Genomic DNA, 24932 nt, shown 5'->3' with positions numbered 1-24932 from the left:
CCCGCGTTTCAAGTCTTGAGGAGTCCGACTTGCCCATTTCGAAGATCCTTGTTGCCAACCGTTCCGAAATTGCAATCCGCGTGTTTCGCGCGGCCAATGAACTAGGTCTGAAAACGGTCGCGATATGGGCTGAAGAGGACAAACTGGCGCTGCACCGCTTCAAGGCGGACGAAAGTTATCAGGTCGGCCGCGGCCCGCATCTGTCGCGGGACCTCGGGCCGATCGAGAGTTACCTGTCGATCGAGGAAGTGATCCGCGTCGCCAAGCTTTCCGGCGCCGATGCCATTCATCCGGGCTACGGCCTGTTGTCGGAAAGCCCCGAATTCGCCGAGGCCTGCGCCGAGGCCGGCATCACCTTCATCGGCCCGAAGCCGGAAACCATGCGCCAGCTCGGCAACAAGGTTGCCGCCCGCAACCTGGCGATCTCGATCGGTGTACCGGTCGTGCCGGCGACGGAACCGCTTCCCGAAGACATGGCTGAAGTGGCGAAGATGGCCGAGGCGATCGGCTATCCGGTGATGCTGAAGGCTTCCTGGGGCGGCGGCGGGCGCGGCATGCGCGCGATCCGCGACCCGAAGGATCTCGCCCGCGAGGTGACGGAAGCCAAGCGCGAGGCCAAGGCCGCCTTCGGCAAGGACGAGGTCTACCTCGAAAAGCTGGTCGAGCGTGCCCGCCACGTCGAAAGCCAGGTTCTCGGCGATACCCACGGCAACGTCGTGCATCTGTTCGAGCGCGACTGCTCCATCCAGCGGCGCAACCAGAAGGTCGTCGAGCGCGCGCCGGCGCCTTACCTCAACGCCAGCCAGCGCGAAGAGCTTGCCGCCTATTCCAAGCGCATTGCCGAGGCGACTAACTACATCGGCGCCGGTACTGTCGAGTATCTGATGGATGCCGACAGCGGCAAATTCTACTTCATCGAAGTCAATCCGCGCATCCAGGTCGAGCACACGGTGACCGAGGTGGTCACCGGCATCGATATCGTCAAGGCGCAGATCCACATCCTCGACGGTTATGCCATCGGCACGCCGGAATCCGGCGTGCCGTCGCAGGAAAATATCCGCCTCAACGGCCACGCGCTGCAGTGCCGCATCACCACGGAAGATCCCGAGCAGAACTTCATTCCGGACTATGGCCGCATCACTGCCTATCGCGGCGCAACCGGCTTCGGCATCCGGCTCGATGGCGGCACCGCCTATTCGGGCGCGGTCATCACCCGCTACTACGATCCGCTGCTGGAAAAGGTGACGGCCTGGGCGCCGAACCCCGACGAGGCGATCCAGCGCATGATCCGCGCGCTGCGCGAATTCCGCATCCGCGGAGTGGCCACGAACCTGACCTTCCTCGAAGCGATCATTAGCCACTCGAAATTCCACGACAACACCTACACCACGCGCTTCATCGACACGACGCCGGAGCTTTTCCAGCAGGTGCGCCGCCAGGACCGCGCGACCAAGCTCCTGACCTATCTCGCCGACGTTACCGTCAACGGCCATCCGGAAGCCAAGGGCCGTCCGCGTCCGTCGGATGAGATCGCCGCCCCCGTCGTGCCGTTCATCGGCGGCGAGATCAAGCCGGGCACCAAGCAGATGCTCGACCAACTCGGCCCGAAGAAATTTGCCGAATGGGTCAGGGCGCAGCCGCAGGTGCTCGTCACCGACACGACCATGCGCGACGGCCATCAGTCGCTGCTCGCCACTCGCATGCGCACCTACGACATCGCCCGTGTCGCCGGCACCTATGCGCGGGCTCTGCCGAATCTGTTTTCGCTCGAATGCTGGGGTGGGGCGACCTTCGACGTCTCGATGCGCTTCCTCACCGAAGATCCATGGGACCGGCTGGCGCGCATCCGCGAGGATGCGCCGAACCTCTTGCTGCAGATGCTTCTGCGCGGCGCCAACGGCGTCGGCTACAAGAATTATCCTGACAACGTCGTCAAATACTTCGTCCGCCAGGCGGCAAGGGGCGGCATCGACGTCTTCCGCGTGTTCGACTGCCTCAACTGGGTCGACAACATGCGCGTCTCGATGGAGGCGATCGCCGAAGAGAACAAGATCTGCGAAGCGGCGATCTGCTATACCGGCGATATTCTCAATGCCGCCCGGCCGAAATACGATCTCAAGTACTACACCGCGCTTGCCGCCGAACTGGAAAAGGCCGGTGCACATATCATCGCGGTCAAGGATATGGCTGGCCTGTTGAAGCCGGCTGCAGCCCGCGTGCTGTTCAAGGCGCTGCGTGAGGCGACCGATCTGCCGATCCACTTCCACACCCACGACACGTCGGGCATTGCCGCCGCGACCGTTCTGGCTGCCGTCGATGCCGGCGTCGATGTCGTCGATGCGGCGATGGATTCGCTCTCCGGCAACACCTCGCAGCCCTGCCTCGGCTCGATCGTCGAAGCCTTGCGCGGCTCCGAACGGGACCCGGGCCTTGATCCGGAATGGATCCGCCGCATCTCGTTCTACTGGGAAGCGGTGCGCCATCAGTACGCCGCCTTCGAAAGCGATCTCAAGGGACCGGCATCGGAAGTCTATCTGCACGAAATGCCGGGCGGCCAGTTCACCAACCTCAAGGAGCAGGCCCGCTCGCTCGGTCTGGAAACCCGCTGGCACGAAGTGGCGCAGGCCTATGCCGACGCCAACCAGATGTTCGGCGACATCGTCAAGGTGACGCCGTCCTCGAAGGTCGTCGGCGACATGGCGCTGATGATGGTCAGCCAGGACCTGACCGTTGCCGACGTCGAGAACCCGGCCAAGGACATCGCCTTCCCGGAATCGGTTGTGTCGATGCTGAAGGGCGACCTCGGCCAGCCTCCGGGCGGCTGGCCGGAAGGCCTGCAGAAGAAGGCGCTGAAGGGCGAAAAGGCCTATGTGGTTCGCCCGGGCTCGCTGCTCGAAGCTGCCGATCTCGATGCCGAGCGCAAGACGATCGAAGAGAAGCTGGAACGCGAGGTCAACGACTACGAGTTCGCGTCCTATCTGATGTATCCCAAGGTCTTCACCGACTATGCGCTGGCGGCGGAGACTTATGGTCCCGTCAGCGTGCTGCCGACGCCGGCCTATTTCTACGGCATGGCGCCGGGCGAGGAGCTGTTCGCCGACCTTGAAAAAGGCAAGACGCTGGTCATTCTCAACCAGACCCAGGGCGAGATAGACGAGAAGGGCATGGTCAAGGTGTTCTTCGAACTCAACGGCCAGCCGCGCCCGATCAAGGTTCCCGATCGCAACCGCGGTGCTTCCAGCGCCATCCGCCGCAAGGCGGAGGCCGGCAACGCTACGCAGCTCGGCGCGCCGATGCCGGGCGTGATCTCGACGGTCGCGGTGCACGCGGGCCAGGCGGTCAAGGCGGGCGACGTGCTGCTGTCGATCGAAGCGATGAAGATGGAAACGGCCTTGCATGCGGAGAAGGACGGCACGATTGCCGAAGTTCTGGTGCGCGCCGGCGACCAGATCGATGCCAAGGACCTGCTGATCGTTTTCGGCGCCTGAGGTTTCGGGCAAGAATAAATAGAAACGGCCGGGCGTGAGTCCGGCCGTTTTCGTGAGAGGGGATAGGCCGCCATCCCTGTCGTCATCCTCGGGCTTGACCCGAGGATCCAGCCGCAAGCACGGCCCTCCGCCGCGCCTCAAGACGCCTTGGTACGCAGTTCGTGCCGGTGAGCTCCACCCTCTCCTCCGTCATCCTCGGGTCAAGCCCGAGGATGACGGAGGAGAGGGTGGAGAATGGCGAATGAGAGATAGTTCGCCCTCCACCGACCCTGGCCCGCTATCAGTCACCCGGGCGATCGGCCCCCAAACGTCGCTCAGATGTCGTAGCTGTGCGGCGCACTCAGCGAGGCGATGAACTTCTTGGTGCGTTCGCGCTCGGGCGTCGAGAAGATCGTCTTCGGCGCGCCGCTTTCGACGATGACGCCACCGTCGAGGAAGACCACCTTGTCGGCGACGCGCGAGGCTAACCTCAGGTCATGCGTCGCCATCACCATGGTCGTGCCTTCGCGGGCAAGCCGGCTCAGCACTTCGACGACTTCTTCTGCCAGCTCCGGATCGAGCGCCGAGGTCGGCTCGTCACAGAGAAGAACGCGTGGCGACGGCGCCAATGCGCGGGCGATCGCCACGCGTTGCTGCTGGCCGCCGGAAAGCGTGGCCGGCCAGGCATCGGCCTTATGGGCCATGCCGACCTTTTCAAGCAGCTCCATGGCGCGGGCGCGCGCCTTGTCGGCGGGCCATTTCAACACGGTGACAAGGCCTTCCATGACGTTGCCGAGTGCGGTCTGGTGCGGGAAAAGCTGAAAATTCTGGAACACCATCCCGGTCTGGCGGCGCAGGCGCTGGATCGCCTGCCAGCCGGTCTTGCGCCCGGGCTGAAAGTCCAGCGCCTCGTCGCCAAGTCGAATCGAGCCCGATGTCGGGATCTCCAGGAGATTGATGCAGCGCAGGAGCGTGCTCTTGCCGCCGCCGGAAGGGCCGACCAGCGCCGTAACCGTGCCTTCGGCCAGCGTCACGGAGATGTCCTTCAGCACGAGATTGTCGCCGAAGCGTTTTTCGATGTGGGAAAGCTCGATCATGTCCGGGCCTCCAGGAAGCCGCCATAGCGGGCGAACCGGCGCTCCAGCCGCACTTGCAGGGCTGACAGTACCGAACTCATGGCGAGATAGATCAGCGCTGCCTCAATATAGAGGATCAGCGGCTCGTAGGTGGTGGCGACGATGCGCTGGGCGGTCTGGAAAAGCTCTGGAACCGTGATCGCGGCGGCAAGCGAGGTATCCTTCACCAGCGAGATGAAGGTGTTCGACAGCGGCGGCACGGCGACGCGGGCTGCCTGCGGCAGGATCGTGCGACGCATCGCCTGGCTCCAGCTCATGCCGATGGAATAGGCCGCTTCCCATTGCCCGCGCGGCACCGAGGAGATCACCGCGCGAATGATCTCGGAGGTATAGGCCCCGACATTGAGCGTGAAGCCGATCAGCGCGGCCGGGAAGGCGTCGAGCAGGATACCCATGCTCGGCAGGCCGTAGAAGATCACGAAGAGCTGGACGAGCAGCGGCGTGCCGCGGATGACCCAGACATAGAACCGCGCGACGGCAACGACGGGCGCCGGCCCGAAGAGGCGGGCGATGGCCGTTGCCAGGCCAAGCGCCAGGCCGAGAATGAACGAAAGCAGCGTCAGCGGGATGGTGAACGTCAGCCCGGCCCAAAGCAGGGACGGCAGCGAATCCAGCATGAGTTGAAGCCAGGTGGGCAAGGGATGGGCCTTTCGAAAAAGCGCGATCCGCTCCGGAGGCCGGAACGGATCGCGATTCATACTGCATGATGCCTTAAATCGAAATTGGTTTGAGGCGGGGGCATGCAGCGAGCTTGAAGTGTTACCGCGTCCTTTGCGCGTCATGTCCGACGCGCGGCGCCGTAGCGAGCAAGGCCGGGGGAGAAGCTGCCGGCCTTAATGTCAGGCGGGTGTTACTTCGAGACGTCGGCGCCGAAGTACTTCTGCGAGATCGTCTCGTAGGTGCCGTCGGCCTTGATTTCGGCAAGCGCCTTGTTGACGGCTTCGAGAAGTTCCGGCTCGCCCTTGCGGATGATGATGCCGGAATAGTCGGCGTCGGCCTGTTCGGCGGCGATCTTCACGTTGGCATCAGGCTTCTGCTTCTTGAAGTCGAGGAAGGAAAGGCTGTCGTTGATGGTCGCATCGGCGCGGCCGGTCAGAACCAGCTGGATCGATTGGTCGAAGCCGTCGGTGCCGACCAGCTCGGCGCCGGAAGCCTGCGCAAGCTTGCCGAAGTTGCTCGTCAGCGACTGGGCGGACTTCTTGCCCTTGAGGTCGGCGAAGTCCTTGATTTCGGCGTCGTCGCCCTTGACGATCAGCACGGCCTTGGAGGCGATATAGGGCTCGGAGAAGTCGTACTTCTTCTTGCGCTCCTCGGTGATGCCGACCTGGTTGATCACCGCGTCGTAACGGTTGGCGTCGAGGCCGGCGATCAGGCCGTCCCACTTGCCTTCCAGGAACTCGGCCTTGACGCCCAGCTTCTTGGCCACTTCCTGGCCGATCTCGACGTCGAAGCCGACGAGCGCGCCAGATTTGTCGTGATAGGTGAAGGGCGCATAGGTGCCCTCTGTGCCGATCTTCAGCACGCCGGCGGACTTGATCTGGTCGAGGTTCTCACCGGCCATAGCGGGGACGAAGGCGGCAACCTGCAGGAGGGCGGCGGCGAAAAGCGTGGGGAGGAGTTTCATCGTGTCTTTCCATCTTTTTTGTGTTCCGGCCCGTCGTCCGGATTGAGGAGAGAATCTCATAAAAAAATCGCCGCTTGAGCGCATAAAACTCCAATTGCTGAGCGTTTTTGTGAAGATTTTTCCCCGGACCGGTAGAATTTTCATCCGAAACACGCGCCTGTCGGCAAATCTGGCCCTTTTCGATTTTGTCGCCGGATCGCGGTTGAAATCGCTTTCAAAATTCGCTATGCACATTTACATCGATTCATGCACGTTTATGCACGATTGGCCAAATGTCCACGGAACTCCTTCTTCGCGAACGAAAGACACTCATCCAGGAACGGCTGAAGGCCGACGGCCGGGTGCTGGCGGCCGACCTTGCCGCCGAGTTCCGGGTCTCCGAAGACACGATCCGGCGCGATCTGCGCGAGATGGCCGCGGCCGGCCTGTGCGAGCGGGTCTATGGTGGCGCGTTGCCGCTTGCGCCAAGCGCCCTGTCGCTCAGCCAGCGCGTGGCGATGGCGCCGGAGCGCAAGGCCGCGCTGGCGCGCGCCTCGGTCGGCTTCATAGCGCCCGGTAGCACGGTATTCCTCGACGCCGGCTCGGCCAATCTTGCTATCGCCCAGCTTATCGAGCCGGACCTGAAGGCGACCATCGTCACCAACACGCCGTTGATCGCCGCCGCCTTGATGGAGAAGCCGGGCATCGACCTCATTCTCGTCGGCGGCCCACTCAACCGCGCCGTTGGTGCTGCCGTCGGCGCGCGGGCGCAACGGGATATCGAACAGCTTCGGCCCGACCTTTGCATCCTCGGCACCTGCGGCGCCGATGCTGATGCCGGCCTGACGGCGATCTTTTTCGAGGACGCCGAGTTCAAGCGGCTGATCGCATCGCGCAGCCGCGCCCTGCTTGTCGCCGTTACCAACGACAAACTCGGCACGGCCGCATCCCACGCGGTTGTCGGCATCGACCAGGTGACGACGCTGGTGCTGGAGGCCGACGCGCCGGCGCACCACGTCGCCGCCTTCGAGGCATCTGGGACGACCGTGATCATGGCTGGAGGGAGCGAACGATGAGCATCGCGCATGTGGCTCTTTGGACCAGGGATCTGGAGGGGGTCGCGTCCTTCTGGTCGCGTTTCTTCGGCGCGAGCGTCGGAGACGCCTATGAGAGCCGGCGTCGTCCGGGGTTTCGCTCCCGCTTTCTGACCTTTGGCGATGGGCCGGCAATCGAAATCATGGAGGGGCCTTGGGTGGCTCCGGCCGAGCCCGAAGGCGTCGAGCGTACGGGGCTCGCGCATGTAGCCCTGTCGCTCGGCAGCGGAGCGGCGGTCGACGCGATGGCGGCCCGGGCCTCGGTTGAGGGCATTCTGGTATCGCAGGCGCGGTGGACGGGCGACGGCTTCTACGAGGCGGTGCTTCGCGAGCCCGACGGCAATCTGATCGAAATTACCATTTGAGCCGGCGGCTTCCGGCATAGAGGCACAATCATGGACCAACGTTCCGCTCCCACCGCCGTTCGGCAGGGTTACATGACCCGCGACCGGCTTGCCGTGTCGCTGCTCTTCCTGATGAACGGCTTCGTCACCGGAAGCTGGGCACCGAAGATCCCCGAATTCAAGGATCGGCTGGGCATCAGCGAAAGCGTGCTCGGCCTGCTCATCCTGATGTTCGGCGTCGGCTCGCTGGTGCTGATGCCGATCGCCGGCGGCTTTATCGCCCGGGTCGGCTCGCAGAAGGTCGTCAAGGTCACCGCCATCCTGCTGTCGCCGCTGCTCCTGCTTCTGACGCTGCTGCCGAATGTCTGGGCCGCTGCCGTCGGCATGTTCCTGCTCGGCGGCTTCGTCGGCGCGATGGACGTGGCGATGAACGCCAATGCGGTCGAGGTCGAAAAATCGATGCGCCGCGCCATCATGTCCTCCTGCCACGCCTATTGGAGCCTCGGCGGCCTGATCGGTGCCGGCATTGGCGGCTTCCTGATGGCGCGCTTCGGCGTTCTGCCGCACGTCATCGTCGTGACCTTGCTCAGCCTGGCAGTGCTCGCGATCGCCTGGCCGATGATCCTGGCCGACAAGCCGCACCCCGCCGCCACCAAGGAAAAGCTGCGCCTGCCGATGACGCCGCTTCCCTGGCTGATCGGCATCATGGCGCTGTTTTCGATGGTGCCGGAAGGAACCGTGCTCGATTGGGGTGCGCTCTATCTGCGCAACGAACTCGGCGCTTCGGTCGAACTGTCCGGCTTCGGCTTTGCCGCCTTCTCTGCGACGATGGCGACGATGCGTTTTGCCGGAGACCATGTGCGTGATCGTTTCGGCGCCAAGCGGACGCTGCGCATCTGCACGGTCACAGCGCTTGTCGGCATGGTGCTGGCGGGCCTCGCGCCGAATGCCTACCTCGCCATCCTCGGTTTTGCGATTGCCGGGATCGGCATTTCCAACATGGTGCCGATCGCGTTTTCGGCCGCCGGCAACATGCCGGGCCTGCAGCCGGGTATCGGCCTCTCGGTCGCAACCTTCATGGGCTATTCCGGCATGCTGTTCGCACCGTCGCTGATCGGCTTCGTCGCCGAACATACAGGCTTTGCGATCATCTTCGCCTCGGTGCCGGTGCTGTTCATCGTCGTGCTGATGCTGTCGCACCATGCCGTTCATGCGGACCATGGAAAGGGCCATTGAGGTCGGGCGCCTGCCATCAAATCGCCGTCAGGGCATGATGTCGCCGTTGACAACGATGCTTTCCTCATCCACCTGATGGACGAAAAGCAGGAGCGGAACGGGAAAACCCATGCGGGTTTCCGTCTGCATCCCGCGCTGAAACGATGAGACCAGGTCACCGGCGTGACCTGGGGGACCAAGAGGCCTTCATGTCTGCCGCCTTTGATTTTGATCCGCAGCCCCGCCGCGCGTCCGTCGCCGTCGATGTCGGCGGAGTCATAGTCGGCGGCGGTGCGCCGGTGGTCGTCCAATCGATGACCAATACCGACACCGCCGATATCGACGGAACGGTGGCGCAGGTGGCGGCGCTTCACAAGGCCGGCTCGGAGCTGGTGCGCATTACCGTCGACCGCGACGAAAGTGCGGCTGCGGTGCCGAAGATCCGCGATCGGCTCGAGCGCCTCGGCCTCGACGTGCCGCTCGTCGGCGATTTCCACTATATCGGCCACAAGCTGCTTGCCGACCATCCGGCCTGCGCCGAGGCGCTGGCGAAGTACCGCATCAACCCGGGCAATGTCGGCTTCAAGGACAAGAAGGACAAGCAGTTCGCCGAGATCGTCGAGATGGCGATCCGCTACGACAAGCCGGTGCGCATCGGCGTCAACTGGGGCTCGCTCGATCAGGAACTGCTGACGCGGCTGATGGATGAGAACCAGGCGAACGGGTTTCCGCTGACGGCCCAGCAGGTGACGCGCGAGACGATCGTGCAGTCGGCGCTGCTTTCGGCCGAACTTGCCGAAGACATCGGCCTGCCGCGCAACCGCATCATTCTTTCGGCCAAGGTGTCGGGTGTTCAGGACCTGATCGCCGTCTATGCCATGCTGTCGACGCGCTCGGACCATGCGCTGCATCTCGGCCTCACCGAAGCCGGCATGGGCACCAAGGGCATCGTTGCCTCGTCGGCCTCGCTCGGCATTCTCATGCAGCAGGGCATCGGCGACACAATCCGTATTTCGCTGACGCCGGAGCCCGGCGGCGACCGCACCCGCGAGGTGCAGGTGGCGCAGGAACTGCTGCAGGTCATGGGCTTCCGCCAGTTCATTCCCGTCGTTGCCGCTTGTCCCGGATGCGGCCGCACGACGTCGACGGTGTTTCAGGAGCTCGCCCAGAAGATCCAGGACGACATCCGCCGCAACATGCCGGTCTGGCGCGAGAAATATCCGGGTGTCGAAGGCCTCAAGGTCGCGGTCATGGGCTGCATCGTCAACGGCCCCGGCGAAAGCAAACATGCCGATATCGGCATCTCGCTGCCCGGCACCGGCGAAACGCCGGCCGCACCCGTCTTCATCGACGGCCAGAAGGCGATGACGCTGCGCGGCCCCAACATTGCCGGCGATTTCGAGACGCTCGTTTCCGACTATATCGAAAAGCGTTACGGCCAGGGTCAGGCCGCGGCCGAATAGAGCGTTTCCGGTTTAAGCGGAATCACACAAGTGCTCTGTTTCTTTGTTTCTACGCATTTCCTGACGGAAAACCGCTTCACACTTTTCCTGGAAATGCTCTAGCTCAGAGCCGCGTCGTCAGCAGTTTCAATCCTGCGAAAGCGAAGAAGCCTGCCATCAGGCTCTCGATGATGCGTCGCGACTTGAGATAGCCGCGATGCACCGGCGGCAGCGAGAACACGATCGCAAAACCGCAGAAGGTCACGAGACCGAGCAGCATGCATCCGGCGATGAAGGCGGCGGTCACGGCCGTCGGCGCGCCGGCGGGCATGCCGAGCGAGACCAGCATGATCCAGGAGAAAATCGCCTTGGGATTGGTCAGGTGGATGCCGAGCCCCTTGAGATAGTGCTTCTTCAGCAACGCCTGTGGTTGGCCCGGCATCGCCTTTGGGGGCGCATGTCCGCGGATGGCGGCGCGTAGCGCGTTGTAGGCGAGCCAGAACAGGTAGCAGGCGCCGGCGATCTTCAGGACGATCAGCGCCTGTCCGTAAGCGCCGATGAGCGCAGAAAGGCCGGATGCCGTTAGCATCGCCCAGGTGTAGCTGCCGGACAGTACGCCGAAGGCGAGCGCCAGGCCCGCCTTGCGCCCCTGGCTGATCGAGGTGGTGATGATTGCAAGCACCGCCGGACCTGGCGATGCGGTCGCAATCATATAGGCCGTCCAGGCGACCGCGAGTTGCGAAAGGTATGGCGACAGGTCGAACATGGAGAGGGCTCCGGCGTGGATCGCCGGACCTTAGCGAATGTGTCTTTCGCGGCCAAGTGCCTGAGCCAAGTCTGAGAGCCCCCGTCTCGGGACCAGATCTCAGAGAATGTCGTCGAGCGCTTCGATCAGCCGGGCGCATTCGGCATCGGTGCCGATGGTGATGCGCAGGAAATCGGAGATCCTGGGCTTGGCGAAATGGCGCACGAGCACGGCACGCTCACGCAGCGCCTGCATCAGCGCGTCGCCGGAATGGCCGGGATGGCGGGCGAAGACGAAGTTTGCCTGCGATGGGAGGACCTCGAAACCGCGCTCGGCGAGTTGACCGGTGAGGCGTTCACGGGATGCCATGATTTTCTTGCGGGTCGTTTCGAACCAGGCTTCGTCTTCGATCGCAGCGGTCGCTCCTGCCTGGGCCGGGCGGCCAAGCGGATAGGAGTTGAAGCTGTCCTTCACCCGCTCCAGCGCCTCGATCAGCGGCCGCTGACCGATGGCGAAGCCGACGCGCAGGCCCGCGAGCGCACGCGACTTGGAGAAGGTCTGGACGACCAGCAGGTTTTCGTATTTCGGCACCAGCGCGATCGCCGACTGGCCGCCGAAGTCGATATAGGCCTCGTCGATGACAACTGGCTGATCCGGGTGGGCGGCAACGAGCCGCTCGATTTCGGCAAGCGGCAGGCCGATGCCGGTCGGCGCATTCGGGTTTGGCAGGATGATGGCGCCGCAGGACCTGTCGTAATCGGCTAGATCGATGCGGAATTGAGTGTCGAGCGGGACTTCGACGGCATCGATCGCAAACAGCCGGGCGTAGGTCGAATAGAAGCTGTAGGAGATGTCGGGATAGAGCAGCGGGGCGTCGTGCTTCAACAGCCCGGCAAAGATGTGGGCCAGGACCTCGTCCGAACCATTGCCGACGAAGACCTCGCCGGCGGTGACCCGGTGACGGGCCGCGATCGTTTCACGCAGGCGGAGCGCCAGGGGGTCGGGGTAGAGCCTGAGATCGCTGTTGGCCGCTGCGGTGATTGCGCTCAGAACCTTGTCCGAAGGGCCGTAGGGGCTCTCGTTGGTATTGAGCTTGACGAGGTTGGCGATGCGCGGCTGTTCGCCTGGCACATAGGGCTTGAGCTTCGAAACGATGGGCGACCAGTATTTGCTCACGATTCAATTCCTGCGATTGGCGATGAAGCGGGCGGTTTCGGCAAGGATCGACGAGCGCTCGCCATAGGGTTCGAGCAGCGCCTCTGCCTCCGCCACCAGTTGTTCCAGCCGGGTCTCGGCCCAGGCCTGTCCGTGGAGCGCGACGAGCGTGCCCTTGCCGCGTGCGGCATCCTTGCCGGTTGCCTTGCCCATGGTCTCGGCGTCGGCGGTGAGGTCAAGCAGGTCGTCGGCGAGCTGGAAGGCAAGGCCGATCTTTTCGCCGAAGCTGCGCAGACGGTGACGGTCGTTCGCGTCTGCTCCGGCGACGATCGCGCCCGCCTCGCAGGCAAAGCGCAGAAGCGCGCCTGTCTTCATCGCCTGAAGGGTGACGATGCCGGCTTCGTCGGGAGTGGATTTCTCCGCCGCAAGGTCGAGCGCCTGTCCACCGGCCATGCCGCCATGGCCGGCAGCACGCGCCAGCGCGAGGACAAGCGCCGCCTTCTGTGCGTCGGCAAGCGGCGTCTCCGGCGATGCGATGATGTCGAAGGCGAAGGTCAGCAGGCTGTCGCCGGCAAGGATCGCAGTCGCCTCGTCGAAAGCCTTGTGTACGGTCGGCTGGCCGCGCCGGATGTCGTCGTCGTCCATCGCCGGCAGGTCGTCATGGACCAGAGAGTAGCAGTGGACGCATTCGAGCGCCGCACCGACCCGCAGCGCTGCATCGAAGCGTCCGCCCAGCAGGCTGGCGCATTCGATCACCAGAAACGGGCGCAACCGCTTGCCGCCGTTGAGGACGCCGTGACGCATCGCGCCGAGCAGGTTTTCCGGGCGGCCGATCTCGTCGGGTTCGATGCTCAAACCCAGCAGGCGCCCCAGCAGCGTCTCGATCGCGAGCGCGTTGCGTTTCAGTTGGGTCTCGAAGGTCGGTGTTTCCTGTCTCATGAGCGCTCTTTGACATGCGCGAAAGGCGCTTTCAACGGGCTTTCGTGTCGCGGCAGTGCGCTTTGTCGAGGACAGACCTGTGAGTGCCTTGCCTTTTGCCAGAAAGCCCGTTCAACTTTGCCAGCCCATGCACTAAGAGAAACGGATGGACAGAGAGGTGGACAGTCAGGCCGTGGACATCGTTCCCGAGGCGCGTGAGGAGGGCGATATGCCCGCCAGTCGCTGGTCGTCCCTCCGTCGGACGTGGCGCCTGCATCGCCGTCGCATCATTTTCGTCGTTCTTGGCCTGTTGCTTCTGCCCTATGCGCTGATTGCGCTCTATCTCATCGACTTCATTCGCCCGGTTTCGACGCTGATGCTGCGCGACCTCGTGCTGCTGCGCGGCTATGACCGACAGTGGGTCGAGTTCGACAAGATAGCGCCGGTGCTGGTGCAATCGGTGATGATGTCGGAGGATGGCCAGTTCTGCATCCACGACGGCGTCGACTGGGGGCAGATGCGGGGCGTGGTTGAGGATGCGCTCGATGGGGAATCGACGCGCGGCGCCAGCACCATCCCGATGCAGACGGTGAAGAACCTCTTCCTCTGGAACGGCCGCTCCTTCGTGCGCAAGGCGATGGAACTGCCGCTCGCCATCGCCGCCGACTTCGTCTGGAGCAAACAGCGGATGATGGAGATCTACCTGAATGTCGCCGAATGGGGTGACGGTATCTACGGCATCGAGGCTGCCGCCCGCCACCATTTCGGCGTTTCCGCCGCCAAGCTTTCCAGGCGCCAGGCCGCTCTTCTCGCCGTGTCGCTGCCCAACCCGAAAGAGCGCAACGCCGGAAAACCGGGGCGCGGACTGAAACGCCTGGCATCACTGATCGAGCGCCGGGCCAGCCGATCGGGCGGATACATCACCTGCCTTTATGATTGAGATGACGCCTATTCATTGGTCCTGATGCTCGCCGTGGCCTACTGCATGTTTCCTTAAATCCTATTCGATTTAAGGATAAAAACATGCAGCAGTTCAAAGTGCTACAGCGACCTTTGCGCGTCTAATAAGACGCGCGGCGCTGTAATGGTTGCAGCAGGGTGCATAGGGAGATCCAATCTTGAACAAACTCGTCCTTTACGTCGGCAACAAGAACTATTCGTCCTGGTCGCTGCGACCGTGGCTGGCGCTCGAAGCCTCAGGCATTGCCTTCGAGGACGTGGTCATTCCCTTCGATTTTGCGGCCGGAAACCCGAAGCTGCGGGAAATCTCGCCGACCGGGCGTGTGCCGCTTCTCGAGCATGGCGACGTCAAGATCTGGGAGTCGCTGGCGATCATCGAATATGTCGCCGAACTGTTTCCGGATGCCGGGCTTTGGCCGGCAGACCAACAGGACCGGGCGCGGGCGCGCAGCTATGCCTGCGAAATGCTCTCCGGCTTTCGTGCCTTGCGCAGCGCCTGCCCGATGAACATTCGCCGGCAGAAACAGACGCTTGGGGTTTCGGGCGACGTGCGCGCCGATGTCGCCCGCATCGAGACGATCTGGGCCGACGCGCTCGCGCGCTCCGGCGGTCCGTTCCTTTTCGGGTCGTTCACGGCTGCGGATGCGATGTACGCGCCTGTGGTTAACCGCTTCGACGTCTACAATCTCGTTAGCGACCCCACGACGTTGGGATATATGGAGCGAGTAAAGGCGCATCCGGCATCCCGGAAATGGGAAGCGGCCGCACGAGCGGAACCGTGGATCGTTGCCGAGGAAGAAGTCTGATTCGACTTCCTTGCGAGGAGGAGTCGAAAAATTGCGCTCGGGGACTGGTCAAGCGGCAGTTCGCCATGTATAAGCGCGCCAAATTTCCGTGATTAACATCTGTTTTATACGGCCATTTCGGCTGCTGAACAGTGTTTTGCCCGATAAGTGGAGAATGAAATGGCTGTACCTAAAAGAAAAACGAGCCCGTCCAAGCGTGGCATGCGCCGTTCTGCTGACGCCCTCAAGACGCCGACCTACATCGAAGACAAGAACTCCGGTGAACTGCGTCGCCCGCACCACATCGACCTGAAGACCGGCATGTACCGTGGTCGTCAGGTTCTGACCCCGAAGGAAAGCGCATAAGCGCTGACATTGGCGGACCGAGTTAAAGGGCTGGCTTTGCCAGCCCTTTTCTTTTGCATGCCTGACATCTTCTCGACGGAGAGGTTGGTATTAAGTCGGCGTGGTGATCTCTGGCGTCACGTGGCGCATGTAGCGATCACTCATTGAAGAGGGAGCGCATTTGTTCATGCTTGCCGCCATTCCATTGCTGATCCTGCCCTTTGCCATCTACAACCTTGCCATGCTCGGCCTTTTCGGCGGCACGGCTGGCCTCGGTGCCGGCGTGATGTCGCTGTCCATGCTGTCCGGCGCGACATGGGCCATGAGCTTCGGCGATCTCCTGATCGTCGTGGCCTTGCTTCTGCTTTTCGTGGAAATTCTCAAGGCGACCCGCACCGGCACGCGGGCGCTGATGGACCATCTGTTGTCGATGGTGCTCTTCATCGCGTTCCTGGTCGAGTTCCTACTGGTCGCCCCGGCGGCCACACAAATCTTCTTCATCCTGATGACGATCAGCTTCATCGACGTCATCGCCGGCTTCTCCGTGTCGATGCGATCGGCCGGCCGGGACGTTTCAATCGGTCTTTGAAGCGGACTGAAGAAGAACGCTCACATCGCCGCGTGCCGATGAGGACCGCGGCGCCGTCGCGATACGCTCAGCCGAGATTGTCGAGCTTGGTCTGAAGGGCGCGCAATTGCTCCTTCAACTCGTCGATATCCTTGGCTTCCGCCTTCTTGGTCTCCTTGACCGGAGGCGAGGCGATGAACGGCGAAAACATCTGCATCGCCTGATGGAACATCTCTGTGTTGCGCCGAACCTGCTCCTCGACCAGTTGCAGCGGCGCCTGCAGGTTCTTGCCGAGCGGCGTGTCGCCGAAGGCCTTGTTGATCTGCTCCCGCATCTGCACCTGCTGCTCGGTGAAGGCCTGCATCGAGTGCTCGAGATAGCTCGGCACGACCATCTGCATCTGGTCGCCGTAGAAGGAAATCAGCTGGCGCAGGAACGAAATCGGCAGCAGCGTGTTGCCGGTCTTGGATTCCTGCTCGAAGATGATCTGCGTCAGAACCGAATGGGTAATGTCTTCGCCTGATTTGGCGTCCTGTACGGTAAACTCCTCGCCCTTCTTCACCATCACGGCCAGGTCGTCGAGCGTGACGTAGGTGCTGGTCCCGGTGTTGTAGAGCCGCCGGTTCGCATATTTCTTGATTACGATCTGGCCGTCGTTCTTCGCCATCAGGCTCTCCTCATTACCCGCGGTCCGTCTTTTTCTACTTTTCAGAGTATCCGCAAACGAATGCCGCTGACAATGTCTTTGTGCGATGCGGCGACGCAAGTGCGAAATCTCGCGGTCGGCAGGGGATGACGGTTTTGCGGCAGTGCATCAAGGCGTTTGACTTGCGCCCCGCGCTTTGCCAGTCTGCTGTCGTCACGCAAGAAAATCTGAGGAAACGTCCCCCATGAGCAATCCCTCCATCGTGATCGCCAGCGCGGCACGTACCGCCGTCGGATCCTTCAACGGTGCCTTCGGCAACACACCGGCCCACGAGCTTGGCGCCGCCGTCATCAAGGCGGTACTCGAACGCGCCGGCGTCGAGGCGAACGAGGTCGATGAAGTGATCCTCGGGCAGGTGCTGCAGGCAGGCGAAGGCCAGAACCCGGCGCGCCAGGCCGCGATGAAGGCGGGCATTCCGCCAGAAAAGACCGCCTGGGGCATGAACCAGCTTTGCGGCTCGGGCCTGCGCGCAGTCGCGCTCGGCATGCAGCAGATCGCATCCGGCGATGCAGAAATCATCATTGCCGGCGGCATGGAGTCGATGTCGATGGCACCGCATTGCTCGCACCTGCGTGGCGGCGTGAAGATGGGCGACTTCAAGATGATCGACACGATGATCAAGGATGGCCTGACGGACGCCTTCTACGGCTACCACATGGGTATCACCGCGGAGAATGTCGCCCGTCAGTGGCAGCTGACCCGCGAGGAGCAGGATCAGTTTGCGCTGGCGTCGCAGAATAAGGCCGAGGCCGCGCAGAAGGCGGGCCGCTTCGCTGACGAGATCGTTCCGTTCGTCGTCAAGGGCCGCAAGGGTGACGTCATCGTCGATCAGGACGAATATATCCGCCATGGCGCGACCATCGACCAGATGACCAAGCTGCGTCCGGCCTTCGACAAGGAGGGAACCGTGACCGCCGGCAACGCATCCGGCCTCAATGACGGTGCCGCCGCCACCCTGCTGATGACCGAGGCAGAGGCCGCCAAGCGCGGCATTCAGCCGCTCGCGCGCATCGTTTCCTGGGCCACGGCCGGCGTCGATCCGCAGGTGATGGGCACAGGCCCGATCCCGGCATCGCGCAAGGCGCTGGAGAAGGCCGGCTGGGCGATCGGTGATGTCGAACTCGTCGAAGCCAACGAGGCCTTCGCGGCACAGGCCTGCGCGGTCAACAAGGACCTCGGCTGGGATCCGTCGATCGTCAACGTCAATGGCGGCGCGATTGCGATCGGACATCCGATCGGCGCGTCCGGCGCCCGCGTTCTCAACACGCTGCTGTTCGAAATGAAGCGCCGCGGCGTTTCCAAGGGCCTTGTGACCTTGTGCATCGGTGGCGGCATGGGCGTCGCCATGTGCGTCGAGCGTCTCTGACCGGCCCGACCGCATGCGTCATGTCAGCGGGTTGATCTTTTCGGTCCTGTTTGTCGCTTCGTCGGCGAACCAGGGTCATGCGACATCTCCGCCGTTCGAACAGGCAAAAGTGGTCCAGTGCATGCTGGACCACACGACTGTCGATGACGAGACCGTTTTCAAGAACCTGATGATCGCTGCCCTCAACGACGACAGCGGCAGTGTCAAATCCTACGTCGTCCAGATGAGCAGTCTGTTGATGAACCTCGCGCTGACCAAGTGCGAGGTCGGAATGTCCATGCTCGCTGATCCGCAATTTCAGGCTGCGGCCAGGATCTACGGGCAGCATATGGGCGAAAAATTGATGAAGAAGGCCTTTGATAAACTGAATTAATCAAGTGGGAGGCGAGCATGAGCAGGGTAGCATTGGTTACGGGCGGGTCACGCGGCATTGGCGCCGCGATTTCCATCGCGCTGAAGAATGCAGGATACAAGGTTGCTGCCAACTACGCCGGCAATGACGAGAAGGCGCAGGCGTTCAAGGAGGAAACCGGCATCCCGGTCTACAAGTGGGATGTCTCCAACTATCAGTCCTGCGTCGACGGCATTGCCAAGGTCGAGGCCGACCTTGGGCCGATCGAAGTGCTTGTCAACAATGCCGGCATCACCCGTGATGCCATGTTCCACAAGATGACCCCGGAGCAATGGGGCGAGGTGATCAACACCAACCTGACCGGCCTGTTCAACATGACCCATCCGGTCTGGACCGGCATGCGGGACCGCAGCTTCGGGCGGGTGATCAACATTTCGTCGATCAACGGCCAGAAGGGCCAGATGGGGCAGGCGAACTACTCGGCCGCCAAGGCCGGTGATCTCGGCTTCACCAAGGCACTCTCCCAGGAAGGGGCTGCCAAAGGCATCACTGTCAATGCCATCTGCCCGGGCTACATCGGCACGGAGATGGTGCGGGCGATACCGGAAAAGGTTCTCAACGAGCGGATCATTCCGCAGATCCCGGTCGGTCGTCTGGGCGAGCCGGAGGAGATTGCCCGCTGCGTGGTTTTCCTCGCATCCGACGATGCCGGCTTCATCACGGGGTCGACGATCTCCGCCAATGGCGGACAGTTCTTCGTCTGATCCTGTTATCGCCCGCACTTTCGACGGCGCTCCGTTTGGGGCGCCGTTTCATTTTTATTGCCTGCTCGGTTCAAAGACAGAAGGTTAATGGCGCACCGGAATCTGTCCGCAAGTTGGAGAAAGCCGGTTTCTGGCCTGTTGTTTGCCGTGCGTCGACATACCATATGTTGTGGAGAACGAATGTGGAACGCAGTGATGTCTGTGATTCGTCGTCGATTCGTTCCGGCTTTGGTCGATGTGTTAACGCAGCGATTCCCATTCCCTGATTCCGGCGAATCAGCCTGATTCTTCGGTTAAAATTTCCTAAACTTTCCAGAGTCTTGGATTCCGAATCCTTTGCCACCTTTAATGCTTCGGCAACCCAGATTAACGCTCGGGGTGCACGGCGCACGCGCTGCCAGAGACGTGATTCAGCATGTGGTGCAATATTGGCAGTTGCAATCTATATGTAGCCGTGAACATACAGTGAATCGAGTGGAGTCAGCGATTCGTCGCCGATTCGTTCCGTGGCTGTTCCGAACCTTAATTTCGCACGTCCAGATATGGTGGTGCGGGCAGGCGCTGGTTTGCCGGGAAATGGTTTTAGTTGCCGGCGCCCCTTGCGTTTGCCGCGGTGCGTGGGCATGTGTTTGCCGCCGGCGCGTAAAGGCGCCTCTTATGTTCTTGAATGCCCGGGATCGATGACGTGTCCGTTCACCCCATGATCCTGAGCGGCCGCGGCGTCACCGCGGTGCTCGGGCCAACCAATACCGGCAAGACGCATTATGCGATCGAGCGCATGATCGCGCACGATAGCGGCGTCATCGGGCTGCCGCTGCGGCTGCTCGCGCGCGAGGTCTATACGCGTGTTGTCGAAAAGGTCGGCCATCACAACGTTGCGCTGATCACCGGCGAGGAAAAGATCACCCCACATCGCGCCCGCTACTCGGTCTGCACGGTCGAGGCGATGCCGCGCGAAACGACGGCGTCCTTCGTGGCGATCGACGAAGTGCAGCTCGCCGGCGATCTCGAGCGTGGTCACATCTTCACCGACCGGCTGCTCTATCTGCGCGGCCGCGGCGAGACGCTGCTGCTCGGGGCCGCGACGATGCGGCCGATCCTCGAACAATTGTTGCCGGGCATCACCGTCGTCGAACGCCCGCGCATGTCGCAGCTGCTCTATGCCGGGTCGAAGAAAATCACCCGCCTGCCGCATCGCTCGGCCATCGTCGCCTTTTCGGCAGACGAAGTCTATGCGATTGCCGAGCTGATCCGCCGTCAGCGCGGCGGCGCTGCCGTCGTGCTCGGGGCGCTGTCGCCGCGCACGCGCAATGCCCAGGTCGCGCTCTATCAGGAAGGCGACGTCGAGTTTCTGGTGGCGACCGATGCGATCGGCATGGGATTGAACCTCGACGTCGACCATGTCGCCTTCGCACAGGACCGCAAGTTCGACGGCTACCAGTTCCGCAACCTCAATCCGGCCGAACTGGCGCAGATCGCCGGGCGTGCCGGGCGGCACCTGCGCGATGGCACGTTCGGCGTCACCGGCCGGGTCGATCCGTTCGACAACGAGCTGGTGCATCGCATCGAGTCACATGAATTCGATCCGCTCAAGGTGCTGCAATGGCGCTCCAAGGCGTTTGACTATGCGTCGCTTGCCGCGTTGAAGCGAAGCCTGGATGCCGCCCCGACAATTCCGGGGCTTGCGCGCGCTCTACCTGCGGTGGATCAGCAGGCGTTCGAACATTTGTCGCGCTATCCCGAAGTGGCCGATCTGGCGACGACGCCGGACCGGGTCGAAAAATTGTGGGAAGCCTGTGCATTGCCGGATTATCGCCGCATTACACCGGCTCAACACGCCGATCTGATCTCCACGATCTACGCCGATCTTGTCCGACGTGGCGCCGTGAACGAAGATTTCATGGCCGAGCAAGTCCGTCGGGCGGATTATACCGATGGTGAGATCGACACACTTTCGGCGCGAATCGCGCAGATCAGAACCTGGACCTATGTGTCGAACCGGCCCGGATGGCTTGCCGATCCGACACACTGGCAAGAAAAGACGCGGGAAATTGAAGATCGATTGTCCGACGCACTACATGAACGGTTGACGAAACGCTTTGTTGATCGCAGGACATCTGTGCTCATGAAGCGCCTGAGAGAGAATGCTATGCTGGAAGCTGAAATCAGTGTGAATGGTGACGTCTTCGTTGAAGGCCATCACGTAGGACAACTAACCGGTTTCCGGTTTACGCTGGCGACCGGCGGAGACGGACCGGATGCCAAGGCCGTGCAGGGTGCTGCGCAGAAGGCGCTGGCGCTCGAGTTCGAAGCGCGTGCGGCGCGTCTGCACGCCTCCGGCAATGGCGACCTTGCGCTATCGTCCGACGGACTGGTGCGTTGGCTCGGCGATCCCGTGGCTCGGCTTGCGGCCAGCGACCATGTCATGCGTCCGCGCGTCATCCTGCTTGCCGACGAGCAGCTGCAGGCCAATGCGCGCGAGCATGTCGTCGCCCGCATCGAGCGTTTCGTGAACCATCATATCGGCACGGTGCTGAAACCGCTTGACGATATCTCGCGCGCCGAGGATCTCGAAGGCCTCGCCAAGGGGCTGGCATTCCAGCTCGTCGAAAATCTCGGCGTGCTGTTCCGCCGCGACGTCGCCGAAGAGGTGAAGTCGCTCGACCAGGACGGTCGCGCCTCGATCCGCAAGTATGGCGTCCGCTTCGGCGCCTATCACATCTTCCTGCCCGCGCTGTTGAAGCCGGCTCCGGCCGAGCTCATTACGCTGCTCTGGGCGCTGAAGAACGATGGCCTCGACAAGGCTGGCTATGGCGATCTGATCCCGATGCTGGCCGCTGGCCGCACCTCGGTCGTTACCGATCCCTCGTTTGAGCGGACGTTCTACAAGCTCGCGGGCTTCCGTTTCCTCGGCAAGCGTGCCGTTCGCATCGACATCCTCGAGCGTCTGGCGGATCTCATCCGTCCGCTGCTGCAGTGGAAGCCGGGTGCGCAGCCGCGTCCCGAAGGCGCCTATGACGGCCGTCGCTTCACCGCGACGACCTCCATGCTCTCCATTCTCGGCGCAACGCCTGACGATATGGAAGAAATTCTCAAGGGGCTTGGCTACCGCGCCGATAGCGTGAAGGCCGAGGATGCCGCAGCGTTCCTGGCAAGCCAGGGCGTGGCGCCTGCAGCCCCGGCCGAGGCGTCCACGGAAGCTGCCGCCGACCACGACGATGCGGATGCAAGCGGTGAAGGCGAACCGGCGGCTGAAACCGAGGCACCTGCCTCCGTCGAGCCGGCGACTGCCGAAGGCGAAGCTGCCGCTCCCCAGGCAACCGCGGAAGAGGGTGCCGAGGCTGCCGAAGCCAAGCCGGTTCTCCTCTGGCGTCCGGGCACCCGCCAGGACAATCAGCGCCAGGGTGGCCGTCACCAGGGCGATCAGCGCCGTGGCGGTCCGCGCCAGGGGCAAGGCCAAGGCCAGGGCGAGGGACGCGAAGGCGGCCGCAAGGCCGGCGCACCGGCCCGCGGCAAGCGGCACGACGGCAAGCCCGAGGGTGGCCAGCGGCAGGATCGCCATGATCGTCACGATCGCGGCGGCAAGCCGAACGCGGCCAAGTTCGAGGCGCGCCCGCCGCGCAAGGAGAAGCCGATCGATCCGGATTCGCCCTTTGCCAAGCTTGCCGCTCTCAAGGAGCAGATGAAGAAGTAGGAACGCCATGGAGAAACAGTCTGCGTCCAACCCGGCATCGCGCCAGCGTCTCGACAAATGGCTGTTCTTCACGCGCCTGTTGAAGTCCCGCTCGCTCGCCCAAAAGGCGATCGAGGCGGGGCACGTCACTGTCAATGACGAACGGGTCAAGCAGTCCTCCTTCCAGGTGAAGGCGGGCGATGTGCTCGCTGTGTCGCTCGAACGGCGCGACGTGATCGTGCGTGTGCTTCTGCCCGGCGAACGACGCGGCCCTTTCGATGAGGCGCGGCTGCTCTACGAGGACCTGACGCCGGCGGAGCCGCGGGAAAAGCTCTCGGCTTTTGACCTCGCGACGCGTGAGCCGGGGGCGGGGCGACCCACCAAGAAAGAGCGGCGCGAAACCGACCGGTTGAAGCCCGGTTTCAACCCGCTCGACGATTAGAAAACTCTGCCTTCAGCGCGGCGTTTTGCGCATTGAATATTCTTGCAAAGGGTCCATAAAGCCTTTACCTGACAACCCACGTTGAGTGCATCGGTCTTGCTTCGGCAGCTATGCGCGCCGGACATTCCTAGCATGCGCGGACATGAGCATCACCATTGATTGCGGTCCGCCATCAAACGTGAGCATTGGCTGGAGTACCTCATGACGTATGTCGTGACCGACAATTGCATTCGCTGCAAGTACATGGATTGCGTTGAAGTCTGCCCGGTGGACTGCTTCTACGAAGGCGAGAATTTTCTCGTCATTCATCCCGATGAATGCATCGATTGCGGCGTCTGCGAGCCGGAATGTCCTGCCGAGGCCATCAAGCCAGACACCGAGCCGGGCCTCGATATGTGGTTGAAAGTGAACGCTGATTTTGCCACCAAGTGGCCGAACGTCACCATCAAGCGCGACGCGATGCCGGAAGCCAAGGAAATGGACGGGGTCGAAGGCAAGTACGAGAAGTACTTCTCTGCCGAACCCGGCCAGGGCGACTGAGGCGCTCGGCCTCGGTCCGTGCGCCGAGGCTGGCGAGACGATAATGACCCCGGCGTCAAATCTGGGGAAAATCAGGCTCCGCCCTCGCATCTGCGAGAATGGCGGCTTGATGGCTGCCATGCAGCAAATTATTGATTTCCGCAGTTTTTTGTGATAGGGTCCTTCTACTGATCCACAGAGGGTGTTTTTGCGCGCCCGAAAACCTCACGAAAGCAAACGATCTCCACAGCGCGGTTTTTCCAGATACGCACCGTTGCGTCTCTCTATTGTGACCGCGTTTGATGGGATTGTTTGGGTTCCTTTGGACGGACCAGGATGGACCCACCCGGCGGTATCCCCGTCTATCCCGGGCCTCACTGACCCGGCCCCGGCCAAGAATGGCCGGGTGCGAAACAGGGAGTTTTTGAAACGAATGACGACCCAGCAGAAAAAATCTTCGACACGCCACGGCTTCAAGACCGGTGAATCGATTGTCTATCCGGCCCATGGCGTCGGACAGATCGTCGCTATCGAGGAGCAGGAAGTTGCCGGCATGAAGCTTGAGCTTTTTGTCATCGATTTCGAAAAGGACAAGATGCGCCTGAAGGTGCCGGTCGCCAAGGCCGTCAGCATCGGCATGCGCAAGCTCTCGGAGACCGATTTCGTCGATCGCGCGTTGAAGGTTGTGCAGGGCAAGGCTCGCGTCAAGCGGACCATGTGGTCGCGCCGCGCACAGGAATACGATGCCAAGATCAATTCCGGCGATCTGATCTCGATCGCAGAAGTCGTGCGCGACCTCTACCGCGCAGAAAACCAGCCGGAGCAGTCCTATTCCGAACGCCAGCTCTATGAAGCTGCCCTCGACCGCATGGCGCGCGAAATCGCGGCCGTGAACAAGATGTCCGAGACCGAGGCTGTTCGCCTGGTCGAAGCCAATCTTAACAAGGGTCCGAAGCGCGGCAAGGCGATCGAAGAAGACGACGCCCAGGACGAGGCAGCTTAAAGAGCGCCAGTCCCATACCATCACGACAAGACAAAGCCCGGCCATCGCGCCGGGCTTTTTCGTTTGCACCATTCCTGCTTGCAGCTTTTTCGTCGGGGCGAGGGAACTTTTCTCGCCGGCGCGCATTTATCAAAGCCGGCAGGGATGCGCCGCCTTCCTGCCGGGGCGATCTGGGTGCTCTGATCTTCTGTCAGAATTCAGCTTCGTAGTTTGGAAGTAGGGCGCTGCACCGGTTCTTCAAGCTTCGGTGTCGTCGCACCAGCCGCCGTCGGCGTCGGTCGGGTCCTTCCGTCCGGCCCTTGGACTTCACCCGTTAGCGGCGTCCAGGCG

At 62.4% G+C, this 24932-nt stretch carries 23 protein-coding genes; 16 read left to right on the top strand and 7 right to left on the bottom strand.

The genetic code is table 11. The features are described 5' to 3' along the window. Window positions 1–29: 29 nt before the first annotated feature. Window positions 30–3488 (top strand): pyruvate carboxylase, encoded by a 3459-nt coding sequence (pyc, locus tag ASD52_RS31840; RefSeq protein WP_025425238.1) that lies wholly within the window; start codon window positions 30–32, stop codon window positions 3486–3488. Window positions 3489–3802: 314 nt separating this feature from the next. On the opposite strand, the gene ASD52_RS31835 is transcribed toward pyc, so the two are convergent. From ASD52_RS31835 to ASD52_RS31825, 3 genes are all read right to left on the bottom strand, one after another. Continuing rightward, window positions 3803–4564, bottom strand: a complete 762-nt coding sequence (locus tag ASD52_RS31835) for an amino acid ABC transporter ATP-binding protein (RefSeq protein ID WP_025425237.1) — start codon at window positions 4562–4564, stop codon at window positions 3803–3805. Then, window positions 4561–5241, bottom strand: a complete 681-nt coding sequence (locus ASD52_RS31830) for an amino acid ABC transporter permease (protein ID WP_025425236.1) — start codon at window positions 5239–5241, stop codon at window positions 4561–4563. Before ASD52_RS31830 ends, ASD52_RS31835 begins: the two co-directional genes overlap by 4 nt. Window positions 5242–5453: 212 nt before the next feature. After that, window positions 5454–6227 carry an amino acid ABC transporter substrate-binding protein gene (locus tag ASD52_RS31825; RefSeq protein WP_025425235.1) on the bottom strand — a complete coding sequence of 258 codons (774 nt, stop codon included), beginning with the start codon at window positions 6225–6227 and terminating at the stop codon, window positions 5454–5456. 272 nt (window positions 6228–6499) lie between these two features. Here ASD52_RS31825 and ASD52_RS31820 point away from each other — a divergent pair, with 272 nt between their 5' ends. The 4 genes from ASD52_RS31820 (at window position 6500) to ispG (ending at window position 10322) form a co-directional block, all read left to right on the top strand. Continuing rightward, window positions 6500–7282: a DeoR/GlpR family DNA-binding transcription regulator gene (locus ASD52_RS31820; RefSeq protein ID WP_057210877.1), complete on the top strand. Its 783-nt coding sequence runs from the start codon at window positions 6500–6502 to the stop codon at window positions 7280–7282. Then, entirely contained in the window at window positions 7279–7665 is a 387-nt protein-coding gene (locus ASD52_RS31815) for a glyoxalase/bleomycin resistance/extradiol dioxygenase family protein (RefSeq protein WP_057226465.1), read from the top strand. The genes ASD52_RS31820 and ASD52_RS31815 overlap by 4 nt, the downstream gene beginning before the upstream one ends. Window positions 7666–7695: 30 nt before the next feature. Then, window positions 7696–8880 carry an MFS transporter gene (locus tag ASD52_RS31810; protein WP_025425232.1) on the top strand — a complete coding sequence of 395 codons (1185 nt, stop codon included), beginning with the start codon at window positions 7696–7698 and terminating at the stop codon, window positions 8878–8880. A gap of 188 nt (window positions 8881–9068) precedes the next feature. Next, window positions 9069–10322 carry a flavodoxin-dependent (E)-4-hydroxy-3-methylbut-2-enyl-diphosphate synthase gene (ispG, locus tag ASD52_RS31805; protein ID WP_025425231.1) on the top strand — a complete coding sequence of 418 codons (1254 nt, stop codon included), beginning with the start codon at window positions 9069–9071 and terminating at the stop codon, window positions 10320–10322. A 103-nt stretch (window positions 10323–10425) separates the two neighbouring features. Here the strand turns inward: ispG and ASD52_RS31800 are convergent, their stop codons facing one another. The 3 genes from ASD52_RS31800 to ASD52_RS31790 form a co-directional block, all read right to left on the bottom strand. After that, complete coding sequence (locus ASD52_RS31800) at window positions 10426–11067, bottom strand: LysE family translocator (protein WP_057226463.1); 642 nt, start codon at window positions 11065–11067, stop codon at window positions 10426–10428. Between the two features lie 99 nt (window positions 11068–11166). After that, the gene (gene hisC, locus ASD52_RS31795; protein WP_057226461.1) at window positions 11167–12222 is read right to left on the bottom strand and encodes a histidinol-phosphate transaminase; all 1056 of its coding nucleotides are present in this window, start codon (window positions 12220–12222) and stop codon (window positions 11167–11169) included. A gap of 3 nt (window positions 12223–12225) precedes the next feature. After that, window positions 12226–13140 carry a polyprenyl synthetase family protein gene (locus ASD52_RS31790; RefSeq protein ID WP_025425228.1) on the bottom strand — a complete coding sequence of 305 codons (915 nt, stop codon included), beginning with the start codon at window positions 13138–13140 and terminating at the stop codon, window positions 12226–12228. A 172-nt stretch (window positions 13141–13312) separates the two neighbouring features. Between ASD52_RS31790 and mtgA the strand changes: the two genes are divergently transcribed. The 4 genes from mtgA to ASD52_RS31770 all read left to right on the top strand — a co-directional run bounded on the left by mtgA (window position 13313) and on the right by ASD52_RS31770 (window position 15798). Beyond that, window positions 13313–14059 carry a monofunctional biosynthetic peptidoglycan transglycosylase gene (gene mtgA / locus ASD52_RS31785; RefSeq protein WP_025425227.1) on the top strand — a complete coding sequence of 249 codons (747 nt, stop codon included), beginning with the start codon at window positions 13313–13315 and terminating at the stop codon, window positions 14057–14059. 178 nt (window positions 14060–14237) lie between these two features. Beyond that, window positions 14238–14885: a glutathione S-transferase family protein gene (locus ASD52_RS31780; protein WP_025425226.1), complete on the top strand. Its 648-nt coding sequence runs from the start codon at window positions 14238–14240 to the stop codon at window positions 14883–14885. Window positions 14886–15044: 159 nt separating this feature from the next. Beyond that, window positions 15045–15230: a 50S ribosomal protein L32 gene (gene rpmF / locus ASD52_RS31775; RefSeq protein WP_025425225.1), complete on the top strand. Its 186-nt coding sequence runs from the start codon at window positions 15045–15047 to the stop codon at window positions 15228–15230. Window positions 15231–15396: 166 nt separating this feature from the next. After that, entirely contained in the window at window positions 15397–15798 is a 402-nt protein-coding gene (locus ASD52_RS31770) for a hypothetical protein (RefSeq protein WP_025425224.1), read from the top strand. 67 nt (window positions 15799–15865) lie between these two features. Here the strand turns inward: ASD52_RS31770 and phaR are convergent, their stop codons facing one another. Continuing rightward, window positions 15866–16444 carry a polyhydroxyalkanoate synthesis repressor PhaR gene (gene phaR / locus ASD52_RS31765; protein WP_025425223.1) on the bottom strand — a complete coding sequence of 193 codons (579 nt, stop codon included), beginning with the start codon at window positions 16442–16444 and terminating at the stop codon, window positions 15866–15868. 223 nt (window positions 16445–16667) lie between these two features. On the opposite strand from phaR, the gene ASD52_RS31760 reads away from it, so the two are divergent. The 7 genes from ASD52_RS31760 to ASD52_RS31730 all read left to right on the top strand — a co-directional run bounded on the left by ASD52_RS31760 (window position 16668) and on the right by ASD52_RS31730 (window position 24602). Next, on the top strand, window positions 16668–17849 hold the full coding sequence (locus ASD52_RS31760; protein ID WP_025425222.1) for an acetyl-CoA C-acetyltransferase: 1182 nt from the start codon (window positions 16668–16670) through the stop codon (window positions 17847–17849). A gap of 13 nt (window positions 17850–17862) precedes the next feature. Further along, on the top strand, window positions 17863–18222 hold the full coding sequence (locus tag ASD52_RS31755; protein ID WP_025425221.1) for a hypothetical protein: 360 nt from the start codon (window positions 17863–17865) through the stop codon (window positions 18220–18222). Between the two features lie 17 nt (window positions 18223–18239). After that, window positions 18240–18965, top strand: a complete 726-nt coding sequence (locus ASD52_RS31750) for a beta-ketoacyl-ACP reductase (RefSeq protein ID WP_025425220.1) — start codon at window positions 18240–18242, stop codon at window positions 18963–18965. A 685-nt stretch (window positions 18966–19650) separates the two neighbouring features. Next, entirely contained in the window at window positions 19651–22659 is a 3009-nt protein-coding gene (locus ASD52_RS31745; protein ID WP_057221816.1) for a DEAD/DEAH box helicase, read from the top strand. Between the two features lie 7 nt (window positions 22660–22666). Then, on the top strand, window positions 22667–23080 hold the full coding sequence (locus tag ASD52_RS31740; protein ID WP_057210875.1) for an RNA-binding S4 domain-containing protein: 414 nt from the start codon (window positions 22667–22669) through the stop codon (window positions 23078–23080). A gap of 201 nt (window positions 23081–23281) precedes the next feature. Beyond that, window positions 23282–23620: a ferredoxin FdxA gene (gene fdxA, locus ASD52_RS31735; RefSeq protein WP_025425217.1), complete on the top strand. Its 339-nt coding sequence runs from the start codon at window positions 23282–23284 to the stop codon at window positions 23618–23620. 412 nt (window positions 23621–24032) lie between these two features. Continuing rightward, complete coding sequence (locus tag ASD52_RS31730; RefSeq protein ID WP_025425216.1) at window positions 24033–24602, top strand: CarD family transcriptional regulator; 570 nt, start codon at window positions 24033–24035, stop codon at window positions 24600–24602. Window positions 24603–24932 lie beyond the last annotated feature (330 nt).

The sequence above is a fragment of the Ensifer sp. Root142 genome (assembly GCF_001426785.1).
Lineage (GTDB): Bacteria > Pseudomonadota > Alphaproteobacteria > Rhizobiales > Rhizobiaceae > Ensifer > Ensifer canadensis.
Note: the sequence above shows the minus strand (reverse complement) of the source record. Positions and strands in the feature narration are given on the sequence as shown.

Bases quoted from the DNA above. Each gene is read 5' to 3' on its own strand.
- ASD52_RS31790 (WP_025425228.1), bottom strand. From the start codon at position 13,140: ATGAGACAGGAAACACCGACCTTCGAGACCCAACTGAAACGCAACGCG.
- ASD52_RS31730 (WP_025425216.1), top strand. From the start codon at position 24,033: ATGACGACCCAGCAGAAAAAATCTTCGACACGCCACGGCTTCAAGACC.
- ASD52_RS31770 (WP_025425224.1), top strand. From the start codon at position 15,397: ATGCTTGCCGCCATTCCATTGCTGATCCTGCCCTTTGCCATCTACAAC.
- ASD52_RS31835 (WP_025425237.1), bottom strand. From the start codon at position 4,564: ATGATCGAGCTTTCCCACATCGAAAAACGCTTCGGCGACAATCTCGTG.
- ASD52_RS31800 (WP_057226463.1), bottom strand. From the start codon at position 11,067: ATGTTCGACCTGTCGCCATACCTTTCGCAACTCGCGGTCGCCTGGACG.
- ASD52_RS31760 (WP_025425222.1), top strand. From the start codon at position 16,668: ATGAGCAATCCCTCCATCGTGATCGCCAGCGCGGCACGTACCGCCGTC.
- ASD52_RS31825 (WP_025425235.1), bottom strand. From the start codon at position 6,227: ATGAAACTCCTCCCCACGCTTTTCGCCGCCGCCCTCCTGCAGGTTGCC.
- ASD52_RS31755 (WP_025425221.1), top strand. From the start codon at position 17,863: ATGCGTCATGTCAGCGGGTTGATCTTTTCGGTCCTGTTTGTCGCTTCG.
- fdxA (WP_025425217.1), top strand. From the start codon at position 23,282: ATGACGTATGTCGTGACCGACAATTGCATTCGCTGCAAGTACATGGAT.
- ASD52_RS31810 (WP_025425232.1), top strand. From the start codon at position 7,696: ATGGACCAACGTTCCGCTCCCACCGCCGTTCGGCAGGGTTACATGACC.
- ASD52_RS31740 (WP_057210875.1), top strand. From the start codon at position 22,667: ATGGAGAAACAGTCTGCGTCCAACCCGGCATCGCGCCAGCGTCTCGAC.
- rpmF (WP_025425225.1), top strand. From the start codon at position 15,045: ATGGCTGTACCTAAAAGAAAAACGAGCCCGTCCAAGCGTGGCATGCGC.
- ispG (WP_025425231.1), top strand. From the start codon at position 9,069: ATGTCTGCCGCCTTTGATTTTGATCCGCAGCCCCGCCGCGCGTCCGTC.
- ASD52_RS31815 (WP_057226465.1), top strand. From the start codon at position 7,279: ATGAGCATCGCGCATGTGGCTCTTTGGACCAGGGATCTGGAGGGGGTC.
- ASD52_RS31750 (WP_025425220.1), top strand. From the start codon at position 18,240: ATGAGCAGGGTAGCATTGGTTACGGGCGGGTCACGCGGCATTGGCGCC.
- phaR (WP_025425223.1), bottom strand. From the start codon at position 16,444: ATGGCGAAGAACGACGGCCAGATCGTAATCAAGAAATATGCGAACCGG.
- ASD52_RS31820 (WP_057210877.1), top strand. From the start codon at position 6,500: ATGTCCACGGAACTCCTTCTTCGCGAACGAAAGACACTCATCCAGGAA.